General features: G+C 52.4%; 12 protein-coding genes. 2 read left to right on the top strand and 10 right to left on the bottom strand.

All coding sequences use genetic code 11. The features are described from left to right. The first annotated feature begins 125 nt into the window (after positions 1-125). Positions 126-1,055 carry an EF-hand domain-containing protein gene (locus tag GALF_RS10060; protein WP_013293954.1) on the top strand — a complete coding sequence of 310 codons (930 nt, stop codon included), beginning with the start codon at positions 126-128 and terminating at the stop codon, positions 1,053-1,055. 154 nt (positions 1,056-1,209) lie between these two features. On the opposite strand, the gene GALF_RS10065 is transcribed toward GALF_RS10060, so the two are convergent. After that, positions 1,210-3,891, bottom strand: coding sequence for a cation-translocating P-type ATPase (locus GALF_RS10065; protein ID WP_013293955.1), 2,682 nt, complete (start codon positions 3,889-3,891; stop codon positions 1,210-1,212). A 113-nt stretch (positions 3,892-4,004) separates the two neighbouring features. Beyond that, a complete protein-coding gene (locus GALF_RS10070) occupies positions 4,005-4,925 on the bottom strand; it encodes a cation diffusion facilitator family transporter (protein WP_013293956.1) in 921 nt (306 codons plus the stop codon). A gap of 384 nt (positions 4,926-5,309) precedes the next feature. On the opposite strand from GALF_RS10070, the gene GALF_RS10075 reads away from it, so the two are divergent. Further along, complete coding sequence (locus tag GALF_RS10075; RefSeq protein WP_013293957.1) at positions 5,310-5,915, top strand: nitroreductase family protein; 606 nt, start codon at positions 5,310-5,312, stop codon at positions 5,913-5,915. 169 nt (positions 5,916-6,084) lie between these two features. Here the strand turns inward: GALF_RS10075 and GALF_RS10080 are convergent, their stop codons facing one another. The 8 genes from GALF_RS10080 to GALF_RS10115 form a co-directional block, all read right to left on the bottom strand. Continuing rightward, complete coding sequence (locus GALF_RS10080) at positions 6,085-6,459, bottom strand: helix-turn-helix domain-containing protein (protein WP_013293958.1); 375 nt, start codon at positions 6,457-6,459, stop codon at positions 6,085-6,087. Positions 6,460-6,461: 2 nt separating this feature from the next. Then, positions 6,462-6,755 (bottom strand): type II toxin-antitoxin system HigB family toxin, encoded by a 294-nt coding sequence (locus GALF_RS10085; RefSeq protein ID WP_013293959.1) that lies wholly within the window; start codon positions 6,753-6,755, stop codon positions 6,462-6,464. Positions 6,756-7,450: 695 nt separating this feature from the next. Further along, complete coding sequence (locus GALF_RS10095; protein ID WP_013293961.1) at positions 7,451-7,825, bottom strand: hypothetical protein; 375 nt, start codon at positions 7,823-7,825, stop codon at positions 7,451-7,453. Beyond that, positions 7,822-8,154 (bottom strand): hypothetical protein, encoded by a 333-nt coding sequence (locus GALF_RS10100; protein ID WP_013293962.1) that lies wholly within the window; start codon positions 8,152-8,154, stop codon positions 7,822-7,824. The genes GALF_RS10095 and GALF_RS10100 overlap by 4 nt, the downstream gene beginning before the upstream one ends. Before the next feature lie 371 nt (positions 8,155-8,525). Next, positions 8,526-8,702 (bottom strand): hypothetical protein, encoded by a 177-nt coding sequence (locus tag GALF_RS15735; protein ID WP_190274070.1) that lies wholly within the window; start codon positions 8,700-8,702, stop codon positions 8,526-8,528. Between the two features lie 571 nt (positions 8,703-9,273). Continuing rightward, positions 9,274-9,741, bottom strand: a complete 468-nt coding sequence (locus GALF_RS10105) for an SHOCT domain-containing protein (protein WP_013293963.1) — start codon at positions 9,739-9,741, stop codon at positions 9,274-9,276. Positions 9,742-9,980: 239 nt separating this feature from the next. Beyond that, positions 9,981-14,903: an LPD38 domain-containing protein gene (locus GALF_RS10110; protein ID WP_013293964.1), complete on the bottom strand. Its 4,923-nt coding sequence runs from the start codon at positions 14,901-14,903 to the stop codon at positions 9,981-9,983. Positions 14,904-14,908: 5 nt separating this feature from the next. Further along, the gene (locus tag GALF_RS10115; protein WP_013293965.1) at positions 14,909-16,564 is read right to left on the bottom strand and encodes a hypothetical protein; all 1,656 of its coding nucleotides are present in this window, start codon (positions 16,562-16,564) and stop codon (positions 14,909-14,911) included. Between the last annotated feature and the right edge of the window lie 3 nt (positions 16,565-16,567).

Below are 16,567 nucleotides of genomic sequence, written 5' to 3' on the forward strand. Positions count from 1 at the left end.
CGCTTTTACCTGCTTTTACACCAATGACACTACAACATGACTGCGTTATGACGATAATAAGCTCATTAAACCATTGCAAAAATGATACTGTCACGACGAGTCGTTAAATATGAAAGGAATAAATCATGAGCAGTATTAATAGTATCGGCGGGAGCGGATATTCGATGATGATGTCCGGCATGAAACGACCTGATCCTGCCCAAATGGCGGATAACCTGTTTTCCAGGCTCGACACCAAAAACAAGGGTTATCTGGAGAAGAGCGATCTGCAATCGGCATCAGGCCAGCGACCTGACTCAGGCAGCGGCCCGGCAAATGTAGACGAGATGTTCAAAAAACTGGACAGCGACGGTGACGGAAAACTCACCAAGAGCGAAATGACCAGCGGCATGAAAAATCTTGCCGATGCTCTCGACAGCCAGCTCAATCAAATGCGCATGAACGGCATGTCACAGGGAGGCAATGGCGACTCGACAACAACATCGGGCATAAATCGACCAGATCCAGCCCAAATGGTGGACAAGCTGTTTTCCAAGCTCGATACGACGAACAAAGGCTATCTGGAAAAGAGCGACCTGCAATCGGCACTCAGCGCGTCATCCGGCTCTGGCAGCGGCCCGGCAAATGTAGACGAGATATTCAAAAGACTGGACAGCAACGGCGACGGAAAACTCACCAAGAGCGAAATGACCAGTGGCACGGCGCAGGAGGGCAAAGTGGACGGCACGCCTCCACCCGGCGGCATGCCTCCTCCGGGCGGTATGCCGCCGTCCGGCGCTGGTGGCGCGAACGCCGCGTCAGTAACAAGCAGCACAGACTCAAGCAGTTCCACGAAAGCATATGAACCCGCAGATGCAAATCAAGATGGAAAAGTCAGTGAGCAGGAAAGAATGGCCTTTGCACTGGCAAAGCAGGATGCTGCATCACCCTCCAGTACATCGCCAACTTCTCAGGACAGCGATGCGAGGGTCATGAAGCAGATCATGGATCTCATGCATGCATACACCAGTTTTAACAGCAATTCCAACAGCTCCGGATTGTCGGTTACCGCCTAGTATTTTCGTCACACATCTGGACGTTGAAAGGATGGCCGTCGCGTCACCCTTTCAACTTTAGCACTCCCGTTTAATCCTATTCCCGCCAGTGATTATTTGCACTGGGATGCAGCTAAAATTCCAGCTGAAAATGGCAAGGACCGTGGCGGCAGCATCACTTCCTATTCGAACAACAACGCACCGCCAGCTTACGGGCCTCTTCCAGCACCAAGACACTCGATGAGGTAAGCAAGACCAACCCCCAATCCGACAAGCTCAAATCGACGGTATTGAATATGGCCTGCGCCGGCCCCCAGTGCACGACCACCCCCTGTAATCCGACCACAGCGATAAGTGCGCCCCATAACCTGCCGTTAGTGAAGAATTGACTGTTGAAGGCGGTATCGTATTCGGCGCGTGCATTGAACACATTGAAAAACTGAAACAACACGAACGTAGTAAACGCCAGCGTCAACGCATGCTCAATTCGGCCCGCAGACAAGCCATATGAAAACACCCCGATAGTGCCTGCCGCCATAATAAGGCCATACGCTAGCAGGTGCCAAAAACGCGGCAGCGTCAGGATACGCGCATCGCTACGGCGCGGCGGCTCGTCCATAATGCTGGGACGTGCCGGCTCTATCCCCAGTGTCATTGCGGGCGGACCGTCCATGATAATGTTGATCCACAAAATCTGAATCGCGGTGAAAGGCGTAGGCAGCCCCAGCAGTTGCGCGCCTAGCACGGTGATAATGGCACCGATATTGGTGGAGAGCTGAAAACGCACAAATTTGACGATATTGTCGTAGATTGTGCGGCCTTCCTTGACAGCCTCGACGATGGTCGCGAAGTTGTCGTCGGTAAGCACCATGGTAGCGGCTTCCTTCGTGACCTCTGTGCCGCTGATGCCCATCGCGACACCAATGTCGGCGTTCTTCAGTGCCGGGGCGTCGTTGACGCCGTCGCCGGTCATGGCAACCACATACCCGCACGACTTAAGTGACTGAACAATCTTAACTTTATGTTCGGGTGCGACGCGGGCGAATACAGCCGTTTTTTCGACATAGCGGGAAAGTTCAGCGACATCGATCCGGTCAAGCTCAGCACCGGTCAGCACCGTCCCCTCCAGCCCCAATTCACGCGCGATGGCAGCAGCGGTAATGGCGTGATCGCCGGTGATCATCTTAACCTTGATCCCCGCACGCAGACACAAGCGGATCGCATCGCGCGCCTCAGGACGAGGAGGATCAATGATGCCGACCAAGCCTGCCAGCGTGAGCTCCTGCGCCCAGCCCATCAGATCGCCTGCGGGGTCAAATTTCTGCACGGGTATATCGCGACTTGCCACCGCCAGCACACGCATGGCCTGATCGGCAAGACATGCATTCTCGGCATCCAAGACCGCGCGGGCAGCACCATCTAGCGATGCCGCTGCGGTTACGGCGAGATAACCGGTTGCGCGCGCCAGCAGCACATCCGGAGCCCCCTTCACATACATGCGCACCCGGTCTCCATCAAGGTGAAAGGTAGCCATAAACTTGTGCGCCGAGTCGAAAGGGATTTCGGCGATACGCGGGCTTTGTTCGGACAGCCTGCCGGGTTCAATGCCCCCCTTAACCGCCAACGCCAGCAGCGCCCCTTCGGTTGGGTCACCAATCAACTCACCGTCTCGAATACGACTTTCATTGCAGAGCGCCGCGGACAGTAACAGCGGCATAAAATCGGGTGACGGTAGTCCGTCTTCAGCGCTAATGAGGCCCCGGCCATCGTAACCTTCACCCGAAACATCAAACCTGCGCCCGCGATAGAATAGCTTGCGTGCCGTCATCTGATTCAAGGTCAGTGTGCCTGTTTTGTCAGAACAGATCACTGAGGTCGAACCCAGCGTCTCCACCGCCGATAATTTTTTGACAATAGCGCGATTCTTTGCCATGCGGTGCATGCCAATGGCCAGCGTCACGGTCACCACCGCTGGCAACCCCTCGGGAATGGCAGCCACGGCCAGGGCGATAGATGTCATGATAGTCTGCAACAGCGGCGCTCCGCGCAGGATGCCAAGCACAAAGATCAGAGCCACCACAAAGGCCGCGATAATAGCCAGCCGCTTCCCCAATCCATCGAGCTGAATTTGCAGCGGCGTAGGCGCGTCCTCCGCCGTATCCAACAGGCCGGTGATGAGTCCCATCTGTGTGCTCATGCCGGTTGCCGTGACCAGCGCTTCGATACGCCCCCGGGTGACGGTGGTATTCATAAATACCATATTAAAGCGCTCGGCAAGCGGGTATTCGCCAGTCCTCAGCACGTCAGCATATTTGCCCACGGCAAGGGATTCTCCCGTCAGAGCCGCTTCCGCCACCTCGGCATTGTGCGCCGCCAGTATGCGGGCATCGGCGGGTATTCGGTCGCCGGCTTCCAGCAACACAATATCGCCAGGCACCAGATTTTCTGCGGAAATTTCCAACATCTCGCCGCCACGACGCACCCGTGCATGCTGCGCCAGCATCTTTTTGAGCGCAGCCAAAGTGGCTTCTGCACGGTGTTCCTGATAAAAGCCCAGACACGCATTGAAGACGACCACGACCAAAATCACTAGCGCATCTTTCAGGTCGCCGATCGTGCCGGCCAATACGGCGGCACCCATCAGCACAACCACCAAGATATCTTTGAACTGATCGAGAAACTTCATCCAGGCTGAACGAGGCGCGCGTCCCTTCAGACGATTGGGGCCGTCACTGTCCAGCCGCCGTTGCGCTTCGGCTGTGCTCAAGCCTTCCAGACTGGAATCAAAATGCAGCAGCGCGACGTCAGACGGCAGGATCCACGGCTCTATTTTTTTACGATCGCTAAGACTTTTCATTTATTTCTCTCGGCCTATGTAAAGCAGGCACATTCATTTATTGTCCGCTTCAGAAACCGGAAATCGGGTCCGTTACCCGATATCCAACCCAACGTGTTTATTATCCTTGCGGTTCAGTGGATGCGATCAAGTTCCTGATCAAACATCGAAACAGGATCGTCTAAGGGTTCCAGATGAGTCGTTATATGCGCTTGATATACTACTTTACCGATATCCAGTTCGATACGCTCCGCCCAGTCGTGCCCCTGTTTTACCGTCCAATGCCCCGGCACCAATATATGCAACGTCACAAAAGTACGCCTACCCGCCTGCCGGGTGCGCAGCGCGTGAAAATCAAGCCCTTGTTTCCGATACCCCGCGAGTACCGCCTCAATTTTCTGCCGGTTTTCTAAAGGCAATGATGTGTCCATCAGGCCTGCGGCTGAACGCTGAATAAGATGCCACCCTGTCCAAATAATATTGAACGCGACGAGCAACGCAATGACCGGATCCAGCCAGAGTAAGTCAGTTAACCAGACTATTCCGATGCCGGCAATCACACCTGCTGATGTCCATACATCGGTCATAAGATGATGCGCATCGGCCTCCAGCGTGATTGAATGGCGTTTTTTACCCACCGCCAACAAAGTACGGGCTGTCGCGAAATTGATGATTGATGCCAGCACGGAAACCAGCAACCCAACGCCTACGGCTTCGAGTGGTACAGGATTCATCAATCGTACAACGGCTGCATAGCCAATGGCGAGTGCAGCAAGAAGAATTAAAAGTCCCTCGAAAGCGCTGGAAAAATATTCAGCCTTGCCGTGCCCGTGGGCGTGCTCATCATCAGCGGGACTCTCAGCTAGTGTCAACATCCAAAGCGCCATTAACGCTCCGGCAAGGTTGACTAATGACTCAATGGCGTCAGACAAGAGGCCGACTGAACCTGTCAACCGCCATGCCACCCCCTTCAGTAGAATAGTGGCAATGGCTGCAGCAATAGATAGCCAAGCATAGCGCTTGAGTGAGGGTGATAACTTCGTTGCGGCATTCATTTTTAGCCTCCCTCAATTGCTTAAATCAAAAGCAGGACCGCAAGAGCATATTTTACGAAAAAAACAACTCAAAATGCTTTCATGAGTCATAACGCGCTACAACCGGAAAACTGTTTCCACGCCCGCTAAATAAAAAAACTCTGCGAGTACAACAGGCGAGTTGGCCTCGGCCATTACATAAAAACTTTCCCCTTACAAATCAATAGCATTTTTAAATCAGCGTAGAATGAGTCCAATCTCATCAGAAAAACAGCTGCTCAAAGTGTTATTCAGTTGCATTTTATGGCGCCCAGTTAATTTTCAACATTTTGATTTTCATTCACATAAAATCATATCCTATTCGCCAACCCACCATTCACCTATCGTTAACAATAAGGAGCAATCATGGAAGTTTGCAACGCAATCGAGTCACGCCGGGCGATCAAAGTATATGATGCAGAACACCGCATGACGGACGCCGAGATCGAAAAATTAATGTCGCAGGCAATGCTGTCGCCGACCGCGTGGAACATACAAAACTGGCGCTTTGTGCTTGTTCGCGATCCCGAACAGCGCAAAAAAATTCGCGCCGCCGCTTGGGATCAGGCGCAAGTAACCGATGCATCGCTGCTGGTGGTATTAACCGCCGATCTCAAGGCTTGGGGAAAAGACCCTATCCGCTACTGGCGCAACGCCCCGCAACCCGTACAAGATTACATACTGCCGGCCATGGCACAGTTTTATACAGGACGCGAACAAATGCAGCGCGACGAAGGAATGCGCTCATGCGGCATGGCGGCAATGACTTTGATGTTGGCAGCACAAGATATGGGATATCAATCCTGCCCGATGGACGGCTTTGACTTCGATGAGGTCGCTCGCATCATCAACTTGCCCTCCGATCACGCCATTGTGATGTTCGTAGTCATAGGCAAAGGCATCAGTGATCCGTTACCCCGCCCCGGATCGTTATCGCAAGAGGACGTCGTCGTCATCGATCAATTCTCCTGATCATCCCATTGATAAAAACAGAATGGCTTGAAGCTCAGCGACTCGACGATTTCCTGATCTCTCGGCAGGCGACTCAACGGCATGAAATGGATGTGCCATCACTCAACAGAATCTGCCGGACTCAGGGGCCTGAAACGGTTGTGCTGGGAGGGGTCTAGGTGCGCGCTATTTAAGCGGCATGACGCAATTCATAGTCGGCTATCAGCACATCAGCAGGCAGTTTAAGCCCTTCAGACAACCGCCTAATCATCGCCAGCGTAAGCGGGCGGGCACGATTCAGGACTTCGGCCACGCGGCCACGGCTACCGATGTAAGGCTCTAAATCCTTACGGGTCAGCCCGCGCGTTTCCATTGCATAATTCAGGAAATCAATCGGGTCTGGGGGTTGAATTGGATAATGCTGCGCTTCATATTTTTCCACGAGCATAACCAGCACTTCAAGCCTGTCCGCTTCAGGTGTATTGTCGGGTACGTCAAAAAGGGCTTCAATTTCATTCAAAGCGGCTTTATATTCGATTTCGTTTTTAATCGGCTTGAGTTCCATTGCTAAACCTTCCCCGCGTCTATCGCGTCATATTCCGCATGTGTTCCGATAAAGCGGACGTACATCATTCCACGGTTGTAATGCACCACCACAATCAAGCGATAATCGTTTCCCTTGATATTGAATACAACGCGATTACTCCCTAAAAAGCTGGCATTACGATGCGCCGCCTTAATTTCACTGGGGGTTTTCCATCCCGCCCGGCTTGCGTCTGCAAACCACGCACGTAAAGGCGTTTCCGCTTGCGGATGCTTTTCCCAAAAATCTCGTAACGTACTAATGGCTATCACTCTCATAGCAGGACTCTATCACGCTCCCTATTTGGGTTCAATAACTGCATTATTTTTCATTCATGGTTCCCCCCGGTTGTTGGTAACAATTTTCTATAAATATCTTTTATCCACCATTTGTGGTTAATTGCAATAGACGGGAATGCACGGGGTTAAGCGTGTATTACGCTCAAAGCCAGTTTTTATAAGGTTTTTATGTACGGGGATGAATGCAGAAAAACAGCTATTTGGTCCTCGACAGACTTCGAACTACAGGCTGCAAGGCAATAAATACGTGGCATTGGTTTATTTGCTTTGCATTTATGCCCCCAATTATGCCCCCAAACTTTTTTGCGTCTATCACTTCGGGGCGGTTTGCGCATATTGACGGCACAATGCAAAACCGCCGGGCATCTCTGCGCCAGCGGTCTATTTTAAATCGGCCAATCTGCTGCGCCGTTTTTATCGTGCTTTCTGCAACCCATCAACCCACGCAAATATGTCCGATTTCTTCCACCTGTAAAGCCCCTTACCCTTCAGCGAAGGTAGCCTGATTGATGCAGGGAAGCCGGGTATAAAAGCATACCGCTCCGCAACCTGACGCTCACCGACATTAAGGTACTCTGAAACCTGCTTTGCTGTCCATAGCGCATCTTCCACTTTCATTTTTCAGTCCTCATCTGTTTCATCGTAGATTTTACCGACACGCTCACCGGCGACTATCACCCACGCCCATGAGCATCCTTGAACCGTTGATACAGCTCAGGCATTCGCAGCCTGTCATTTGCCGCGCTACCGATTTCAATCATGCCCGTTATGGTGTCGAGTTGAGCGGATAACGAAAATAGCAGCTGGGGCAGGTTGTGCTTATCCTGAAACGCCCCGCTTTGGGTGTCAGACGCAACTAAGCAACCAATCCCCATAGCAACATCACGCAGGTTTCGCGCTTCGGTCTGTGCCTGTTCTGTGGCCTGTGCAAACCATTCAAGCTCGGGATTGCTCAGGCTGTCCTTTGTGCGCTCCCATAACTGCCACATCACATTGCTGGGAACACACACCTCGTCAATGGCTTGATCTACTGGTTGGGCGGCGCTCATGCTGTCACCGCCTTCTGTCCTGCTCGGTGTGCGTCATGAAGTCGTTCGTCTGATTTGCTGCGATAGTTGCATCCTAGGCTTTCGGCTTCATAGTTTATGCAATTCTCGATGTCTTGCGCCTTTCCCAGTATCGCGTGAACAGCGTGTGCAATGGTGTCGCGGTCAATAATCGCGCTCGTTTCCAGTGACGTGATAATCAGTTTTGCAATGGCGGTAATGCTTGAAAAGCCTTCTTGAGATAGGCAATCCATCGTGTTGATAGCGTTGCGTAGTCTCTGGGTTTCGGTAATGGATTGTGTTGCAGATGATGCGCTGGTAGCTGATTGCATGGTGTAACTCCTTGATGGTAAGTTAAACCGCTCTTCACGCTGTCAAACGAAGAAGGGCGGTAGTGCAGGTTGACAGACTGTATCAAGGAAACAGCAAGCCCGAAGGCTTCCCACACTACCGCCCAAACAAGGGCAATACTGACGGACGTAAAAAAACCGCTTATTGCGTGGCGGCCTATCCGCCTTGATACGAGCTGTCAAACCCGACTGACAATGTGTGCCAGCGGTGCGACTATGAGGCTTTGCGGCTCGACTGTCAATCGCCACACGCTGCGCCAGCATTGATTGCCTTATGTGCGTGGGTACGTTACATTGCCTTCACCGTTAGGTTGAAAGACAGAAATTTTCGCCTTCTGCTGGAGTCTCACGACTCACTGGATGATGGGAAAGGCGGCCATCCAACTTAACGGTGCTGGATGTGTTAAATTTGCACCACCATCAGGCGTGACGTTCGGAAAATCAGCTTCCGCGTGAGATGCTTCGGCATCAATAGGATGGGGGGAATTGCCGGAAGGTAGCTGCTGTCCCCCACGCAGATGGTTGTTCATGATGAAGACTGCTCACCGAACGTTTCGGACGTGTCAGCGGGGAACTGGCCTTACAGGTTATCTGTCGCGGCGGGGGTCTTCGGATTGCGCCTAGCCCCCAATCATCCCCACTCCAAAGCTTCACCACGAGCCTAACCCTTCATTTCCTGCGTACCGTGTTGCGTACCAGTTCATGCGTACCGCACATTCGGTGCGAAGTGCCCTGCGAAGTAGCCCAAGTGCGAAGTGTTCAATCAGTGCGTAGTGTGCTGCGTAGTAAGTCGGTGCGTAGTATCGAATCTATGCGAGCCATGCCGCGAACCTGCCCTGTGCGAACCGTGTTTCAGTTGAAACCATGACTGAAACCATAGTTGAAACCGCCCTTCCATAGAAGTGATGTCACTCGCTGTTTCTGTGGAAACTTCACTGGAAACCAGCTTATGGAATCCATAGAACGATTCATAGCTGAAACCGCACTAACTCGCCCGGAACTAACTGTTGCATTCTGTTGCGCTGTGTTGCGTTCGCTGCGCACCGACCTGCGCACTTTTTCAGCGCGACGTTTTAAATACCGATACGCATACATTCCAGTTTATTCGGGCAGTAGCTTTTTCTTCTGCGCATTAAATTCTTCATCACTAATAATGCCCCTCTTCCGTAAATCATCCAGCTCAATTAGTTGTTTATAATTTGTTTGTCTCTCTGCCTTGGGTGATTCCGTCTTTACCTGAATAATTGAATCGGCTTCTTTAGTCAATTTTGGGCGGGATAGCTGGTTGTCACCCGAATTAAGGCACATAAACTGAACCTCAGCACTTGCAACTACACCAAAACTTTGACTATTTTCGTGCGTGTTTACTACCTGAAACTTTTTGTTTATATCCGAGCAGTATTTATTAGCATCTTTCATTACTGCTGCCTTGACTTCTGAACCACTAATAAATGGTCGACTATTGTCAGATTTTGAAAGCATATAGGTGTCCTCACCTATAGGCACCACCCCTGTAGTGGTCGCACAACCAGTCAAAATTACAGAGCCAATCAATATTATTTTTTTCATGGTGTTTCCATTTGGTTAGGTAGAACGACCGGCCGGATGCTGAACTGGTTAAATCCGCCTCGTAACAAAGTGAAACACAAACAAAGGCGAAGCGCAAACTGCGCTTTCACTGTGCACCGACTGACACCCCCTGCTTTGTGTAACCGTCGATGTAACCTCGATGTGTAACCTTGCCGCAGTTATTCGGAAATACCGAACAGCTACCCGGCAATTCCGGACGACTGCCGGTTGCACGCTGATCACTTGCCTGGCGTCGGCTTCACGTCCTCAACGGCAGCCTTCAGCAGCGCATTGCGTTCCAGCGTCAGGGAGTCGATATGGCCGCGCTTTTCTTCCGGTGATAAGTCGGATGAGTGCTTCACCTCTTCGACATCCTTCTCGATGGTTGAAAGATACTTGGATACTCTTTGCAGCTGCTGGGCATTGGACGCCAGCGGATCGCTTTCTTTCTGGTCGGCAATGTCGCTCAGGCCCATGTCGTCCAGCTTGTGCAAAGTGCCGCGCAGCCTGTTGGCCTCACCCAGCAAATCATAGAACATCGATTCATATTTCGTATGAGTTGGCACCTCCCCTTCATAGAAGCGACGGATCACGGGGTATTGATCAAGCCGCTTTTCCGGCAGCTTATCGCCGTAAAGGATAGCGTCTGACATCTGCAGGCCATACATCGCCCAGGTGTTGAAATAGCCTCGCAGCAATGCCTCACCTCTGGCCGGGTTGAATTGCAATGCCTCCGGCATGTCCTTGGTTGCCATGCCCAGCGCTTTCATGGTTTCACTGGTGCCGTGCTTAGCCCGCAGGAAGGGCTGCACGTTTTCCATGCCCGGCGTCTCGATAGGCGCCTTGGTAAATCCATTGCGATTCGTTGCCTGCTCATAAAGGGGGCTGGCTACTTGCGGCATGAGGTTGATATGAAACGTAGTCGATAGAATACGAGCAATGTCTTTGCCAAGCCCTTCGGGGTCTTCATTCATCGTGCGTTCCATGGTTCGTTCAGCCAGAGAAGAGACAGCGCCAATTTCCCACACTTTCGGAAACATGAAATGCTTGTTCTCGCCTTCTGAGCCTGGAATGTAAAAATGCCAGTACGCATCCTTTTTCCAGTCTTCCATGTCGTTGTAATCGGAATTATTCCGGTTGTGCAGATAAAGTGCCATCGAGGTCAATGCCAGCGCGCCAGTTTTAACGGCTATGCCCTTTGCGTTCGGATCGTGCACAACACCGCGCCCTAATCGGTCGATTGATTCAACCATCGGGCGCAGAAACATTACGGTGTCATAGAAGAAGCCGACGACTTGGTTGTCACCACGCATGGCAAAGTCGGTGGATACCTCGCGTCCCATGTAGGCGGCATGGCGTGGATGCTCCCCCTTATCGATCGCCCTCTGATATTCACCCAGGCGGGTGCTCATCTCGAACGAGTCGGCTAACTCTTCAACGAAACCCAGCAGCTTGTCCGGCGTGTCCAGTACGGTGCGGTAGTCTATGCCTTTACGGCTGTAAAATTTTTCCAGATGATGACGGAATCGGGTTTCGTCGACGAACTGCGAAGACAGGCCGCCGCCGTTGGCGATGTAGTCCTTGTAGTTCTGATCCTTTTCCAGACGCATCACCATCCCTTTGATTGAATCGATGACCGGGCGGAATCCGTGTTGGCTCATGATGCTGCCCATCAGCGTGTCGCGCGCGATGTTGGCGACCATAAAGTCCGGCGTGAGGGTCACAGTCAACTGCCCGATTCGTTTAGGCAGGCCCAGCCAGTTTACCCAGATAGACTGATGTTCACGATCCAATGCTTTCAGCGCGCGAACTACCAGAGGATCGGCCACTTCGTAATAATGATGCTTGCCTTCACGCATCACGGATATGACATTGCTGCCGGCCGGTGACTGGTTGTTGAGCAGGAATTCATAAAACCCCGGCGTGCTTTCAATTTGCTGTTTCAATTGTGCGGCCAATGCCGCCGCTTCTGGCCCCATGCTTTCTTCCACGCCCAGGGACTTCAAGACTTCTTTGAGCACTTGCGTCTGCTCGACCCGCACCGGCCTGCTTTCAGTAGGTATCTTCACCATGAAGCGGCCGCCGCCGCGCTGCGTATCCGCCATGTCTGTGACTTTCTGCATGGCTTCATTCTTTACCGCCTTGTCGATTAGCATCACCGCATTGCTGATCATGTTGCCAAGGATGGGGCGAAGATTGTCCGTGCCGCCTGTCAGCGCCTTAATACCGCTCCATTCACCCGGCTTCATGCTGCGTGCGTCTCCTGGCTGACCTATGCGATGAAATGGCATATAGGATTGACGCTGCCACATCGCACGGGATGCAGGATTAATCACACCACGGCTCTCAGCAAAATCGACGATACCCTGATTCCATTTTTGGTATTCCTGAAATGCCTGCTCAAACTCTGGCCGCTTCAGTTTACGCATCGAATCGATCTCGGCGTCGGTGAACAGGTGCTCACGGCCTTGGGTCTTCAGTTCCTTAGCGCTCTCACCTACCGCATACAACAGAAAATCATCGAGCCTGTCGGATACGGGATCTAAGATTTGCTCCAGCCCCTTGCCCTTAAACGTATAGCTGCCGTCTTCCTTGACTGCCAGGTAACCGTGGCGGATCGCGCCGTCGGCAATGGAGTGCGCTGCCCGGGTCAACCTTGCAGACTCATAGGCGCCGGTCGGGTTTATTTTTCCGGTTAACTCTCGCTCCATGCGATAGACGCCATGCAGGTCATCGCTTACAGACTGCCTGAACTTTCCCCACATTCCGCCCAACGCATCATTAATCGCGGTCTTGGCACCGATTTTTGACTGCGCGCGAGCAAGTGCATCTTGTCCGTACCATGCCGTCATTCCATCCTGTGCCTGCTTGATTACCGGGCCGTACTCGTGTCGGTTGATGAAGTCGTTAAACCAGCCATTGAAGGCAGGGGCTTTTTCTGCTGCCATTTCCGGTTGCGTCATGTAGAGCCGCACAAACTCTGCGAACCCTTCGTTGATCTTGCTCTTGTCATAGCTCACAGCCTGCAGCTCTTCGCGAAACTCCTTGATGTTCTCATACGCTTTTTGGATTTCAGGGATGCGGTCGTCCAGCAGGTGTGCCACTTCATGGGCCGTCACTTCCAGATCAGAGGGCTTTTTGATGCGGACCATTTCAGCATTAGGGCGATACAGACCGAGCACGCCCTTCCCCTTAACACGCCCTTCGTAAATCGGCACGTTCAGGGCTTTAACCAGCGGTGCTAGCACCTCTTCACGGCGTAGCGGCTTATCAAATGCGGTCGGGGTTTCGATCGTTGATGGTTTATCTTGAATAAATCCGATATGCGCATCACCCGATTGCGATTGCAGGTCTTCTTTCAAAGGCATGAATCCTCTTTGAACAGTTGGTGTCTGATCAGCGGATGACGCAGGTATGCTTTCCTCTCTTCTCGACATTTCATCGCGGACAGTCGATCTTGCTTTGGCTGATAGCACGCGCATCTCTGCAATGTTTGCGAGTGTCGCATCATCCAAGCCGCGCACATCAGCACCCAATACGCGCTCGGCCGCTGCCTGCTCAGACTTTTGAGTTACCGCATCGGAAAGCGCGGTGAATCTCCCCTGACGCCCCTCCTGAGGACGTGCCGCATCGAGCAACTCTTGGGGACGCATGACAGCAGCGCTTTGCGCCGGCCGTTGTTCTGGCAGCACATCCAGCGGTGATAGGGGCGTATGGCTTCCGCCATTAACCGCTTCCTGCAAAGGTAATGTTGTCGATGACTCTGCGCTTGTTGTCGATATCGGATCGGCAGCCAGGGGCGCCATGGCTTTTGCGTGCTTTGCGCGAGATTCTGCAAATAAGCTGTCCAAGGCTTCAGGCGTGACGCCATTAGCAAAGTGGTCAACTGATTTCGATGTGGCATAGTTACCGGCTTCGGCATTAAATTCGCCGGTCCGCTGCTGAGCTACAGGCTCGATGGTTTTCGGCATATCGACTGGCGTGCTTGCCGACGGATTGGCAGGCTGCTCAATAGCGGCGGCACCTTCTAATTTATCGTCAAAGGTCGCAGTTTTCTGCTGTATAACTGGATCTGGCTGTGCGATGTCTTTCGGCACAGAAGCGGCAATGCCCTGCTCTTGCGCAGCTTGCCGCATGGCCATATCTTCTACTAACGCTTCCGGCGCACCAAGACTGCCAGGAAGTGTTTCAACGGCAGTAGGATTAACACCTGGTGCAACGTCCTCGGTAGTCTGGCGCGAGGCTTCTACTGACTTTTGGGCGATGTCCTGCGAGACTTGCTCTGGAACAGCAGTGAACTTTCCGGGCGCTTCGGGGTGTTCGACAACATCATGCGGCACGCCGGTGGCTTTCGCCTTCTGGCTTGCCGAAAACTCAGCGGCCATCTTGGTGAGCGGTACCGGCAGGCTCCCGGTAGGCGACATTGCGCGCATGGCATCTTGCGTTATGGCTTTGCTGTCTGGCAGTGCAGCAGTTTGGGGGGGTGCAGGTGTTTGAACGTGAGGCCCGCCAGGTGTATCTGCGGCCACATCTTCAAGCGGCGTAAACCCTGAGCGCGGTTCTGTTATTGCTGCTGTTTCCGCGCTTGTCCCAGGCTTTGCCTTGAATCGGTCGGCCACTTTCGACGCCCCCGATTTGACGGGACCTATCGCCATTGGTGCGGCATTGATTGCCGTATCTACCACCGTTGCTAGTACCGGACTACCAGTCGCATCCAGCGTCTTGTCACCGGCATACCGTCCGGCCTCGGCCAGCTTCTCAAATGGAAGCATGACTTTTTCATTGAGTGATTTTCCGGCTTCAGACTGTGGTCGATAAGTCAGCGCGCCTGCGACATTTTCAACGACAGCAGACGGGTCGGCTTCAGTCAACCCGATTGCCTTACCTGCTGCTGCGCCAATTCCCGCCAGACCTGCTGCAGGCAAGGCGACGGCCTGCGTTGCCAGATTGGCTGCCGTCTCGATCACCGGATACACACGCCCAATTTCTGCCGTTGTTTTCAATGCAGGATCATACCAATGGCTGTCACTTTTTTTATCCAGTGGGATAAAGCCGCGCGCCGGCTTATCCTCGGCAAGAGGAATAAAGCCACGCGACAGGCCTTGCTGGTCGACCGAAGAGGGGCTGCCTGTCTCGGTAGCGTCGAGCGGGATAAATGGCATATCAATTACCTCGCGTAATAGCCAATATGCTTGCCGGTGCTATCAATCACCTTGTAGCCGCTGGAGGTTAGTTCGCCAAGGGAATTTCCCTTCATTGCAGAATCTTTAACGAATGTCCTGTGCGTCAACTCAGCATCGATCTTTGCTTTCGCAGCAGGGCTGGCGAATGTTTTTGTACCATGCAATTTTTGCAGCTCGGAATCCTTATAGTTTTCGATTGGCTTGCCGCCTAATACAATGCCTTTTGCATTAAAACGAGAGGTGGCGTCGAAGTTATCCGCTTGTTCACCTTGCTGATCAAATTCCTCATCATCACCAATCTTTCGTGTAGATGCAATGCGAATTTTCCTCTCCAGATTAGGATCATAGTCAGGATTTTCTCGCCCGGTTTTTGTTGTCTTTGACGTGCGTTGCGCAATCTCCTGAGGCGTCATCCCGGCCACAGTCTTTCTTGCAGCATCAACCTCAGCGTTAGTGCGTTCCTGTGCAAGCGTCAACGAGCCGCCTTTACCATTACGCCCGTTTCCTGACCGTACACTGCTGGCCTCTGCCTGATAATAATCCCCTTGCTTCCTGCTTTTGGAAGCATCCGCTATATTCTTTTCGACCACATGGGTATCTGTTGCCGTTTTGGTCTCAGCCTCACCTTTTACTCGCGCTTTTACGGTTTCCTGCTCTATTGTGCTCGGCAATTTTGCGGACTCAACCATGCCAGCCTTCTGCGCCTCAGCACTTGCGCTCTGATACAGCTCTGGATGAAGACGCATTGATACGGCCTTACCTAAAGCGTCCCGGTCTGCGAACTTATTTACAGGCTTATCGCCGTCATAAATGGTGTATCCGCTACCCTCTAGATCATTCTTCAATACATAATTTTTTCCTGATGGCATATCACGCTGCATCAGCTTGTTGATTCCGGATACATCATTTGCCAAAAAGAGTTGCCGCAAACCATTCTCACCTATATTCATGCGTTCTTGGTGAGCCTTGCTCTGCTCGATCTTTGCAATCGCATCAATCCTTTCTTGTGCTTGGCGATACATTGCATCCTTGCCAGTGTTCTCAGGCAATGCAGCCCATGCATCGAGCTTGGCCTGCATCTGGGGTGCATGTGAAAAAATAGGCTTGTAGGGTTGCTCTGACTGTGCGGCTGGCGAGACTGCTTTATCCGGAGCTGCGACCTTGATTGCATCAGTCTGTGAGCCAGCAGGCACGGGCTTACCGTCTATACCAGCCAGCGGTACCGCTGGGCTCTCCATCGTGATGTTCGGTGCGGGTGCCGCCATTTGTGGCAATGCTTGAGGAGAAATAGATTGACCAGGCTGTTGAGTTGCTGGCGTTAGCTTCGAATTTAACCCCCCGGAGGCAGGCTGTGGCGAAGTAGGCGCATCTCCTGTATTTTTTGCACTGAACAATCCCATTGCGGAATTCATCAAACGTTGTCCGTTTGTTTCCGCCTTCGCTGTTGCGCTTCCCAGCCCAGCGCCGTCACCAAAGATTCCGTCCACGTCAGTCTTGTTTTTCTGATCCAAGATAGCCTGATCGTATTTGATCTTACTTAGATCAGCCTCACGTTGGGCTGCTTCCTCAGTATTGATGCGAGCCAACCCTTGGTTATATCCTTGCATCGCGCTTGCTAGTCCTGCCATTGAAATTGCCATGAT

This window comes from Gallionella capsiferriformans ES-2 (assembly GCF_000145255.1).
Lineage (GTDB): Bacteria > Pseudomonadota > Gammaproteobacteria > Burkholderiales > Gallionellaceae > Gallionella > Gallionella capsiferriformans.

What these genes read in the sequence shown, in the direction of transcription:
- GALF_RS10085 (WP_013293959.1), bottom strand. Translation starts at nt 6,755, where the DNA reads ATGAGAGTGATAGCCATTAGTACGTTACGAGATTTTTGGGAAAAGCAT.
- GALF_RS15735 (WP_190274070.1), bottom strand. Translation starts at nt 8,702, where the DNA reads ATGAACAACCATCTGCGTGGGGGACAGCAGCTACCTTCCGGCAATTCC.
- GALF_RS10095 (WP_013293961.1), bottom strand. Translation starts at nt 7,825, where the DNA reads ATGAGCGCCGCCCAACCAGTAGATCAAGCCATTGACGAGGTGTGTGTT.
- GALF_RS10065 (WP_013293955.1), bottom strand. Translation starts at nt 3,891, where the DNA reads ATGAAAAGTCTTAGCGATCGTAAAAAAATAGAGCCGTGGATCCTGCCG.
- GALF_RS10080 (WP_013293958.1), bottom strand. Translation starts at nt 6,459, where the DNA reads ATGGAACTCAAGCCGATTAAAAACGAAATCGAATATAAAGCCGCTTTG.
- GALF_RS10115 (WP_013293965.1), bottom strand. Translation starts at nt 16,564, where the DNA reads ATGGCAATTTCAATGGCAGGACTAGCAAGCGCGATGCAAGGATATAAC.
- GALF_RS10070 (WP_013293956.1), bottom strand. Translation starts at nt 4,925, where the DNA reads ATGAATGCCGCAACGAAGTTATCACCCTCACTCAAGCGCTATGCTTGG.
- GALF_RS10060 (WP_013293954.1), top strand. Translation starts at nt 126, where the DNA reads ATGAGCAGTATTAATAGTATCGGCGGGAGCGGATATTCGATGATGATG.
- GALF_RS10110 (WP_013293964.1), bottom strand. Translation starts at nt 14,903, where the DNA reads ATGCCATTTATCCCGCTCGACGCTACCGAGACAGGCAGCCCCTCTTCG.
- GALF_RS10075 (WP_013293957.1), top strand. Translation starts at nt 5,310, where the DNA reads ATGGAAGTTTGCAACGCAATCGAGTCACGCCGGGCGATCAAAGTATAT.
- GALF_RS10105 (WP_013293963.1), bottom strand. Translation starts at nt 9,741, where the DNA reads ATGAAAAAAATAATATTGATTGGCTCTGTAATTTTGACTGGTTGTGCG.
- GALF_RS10100 (WP_013293962.1), bottom strand. Translation starts at nt 8,154, where the DNA reads ATGCAATCAGCTACCAGCGCATCATCTGCAACACAATCCATTACCGAA.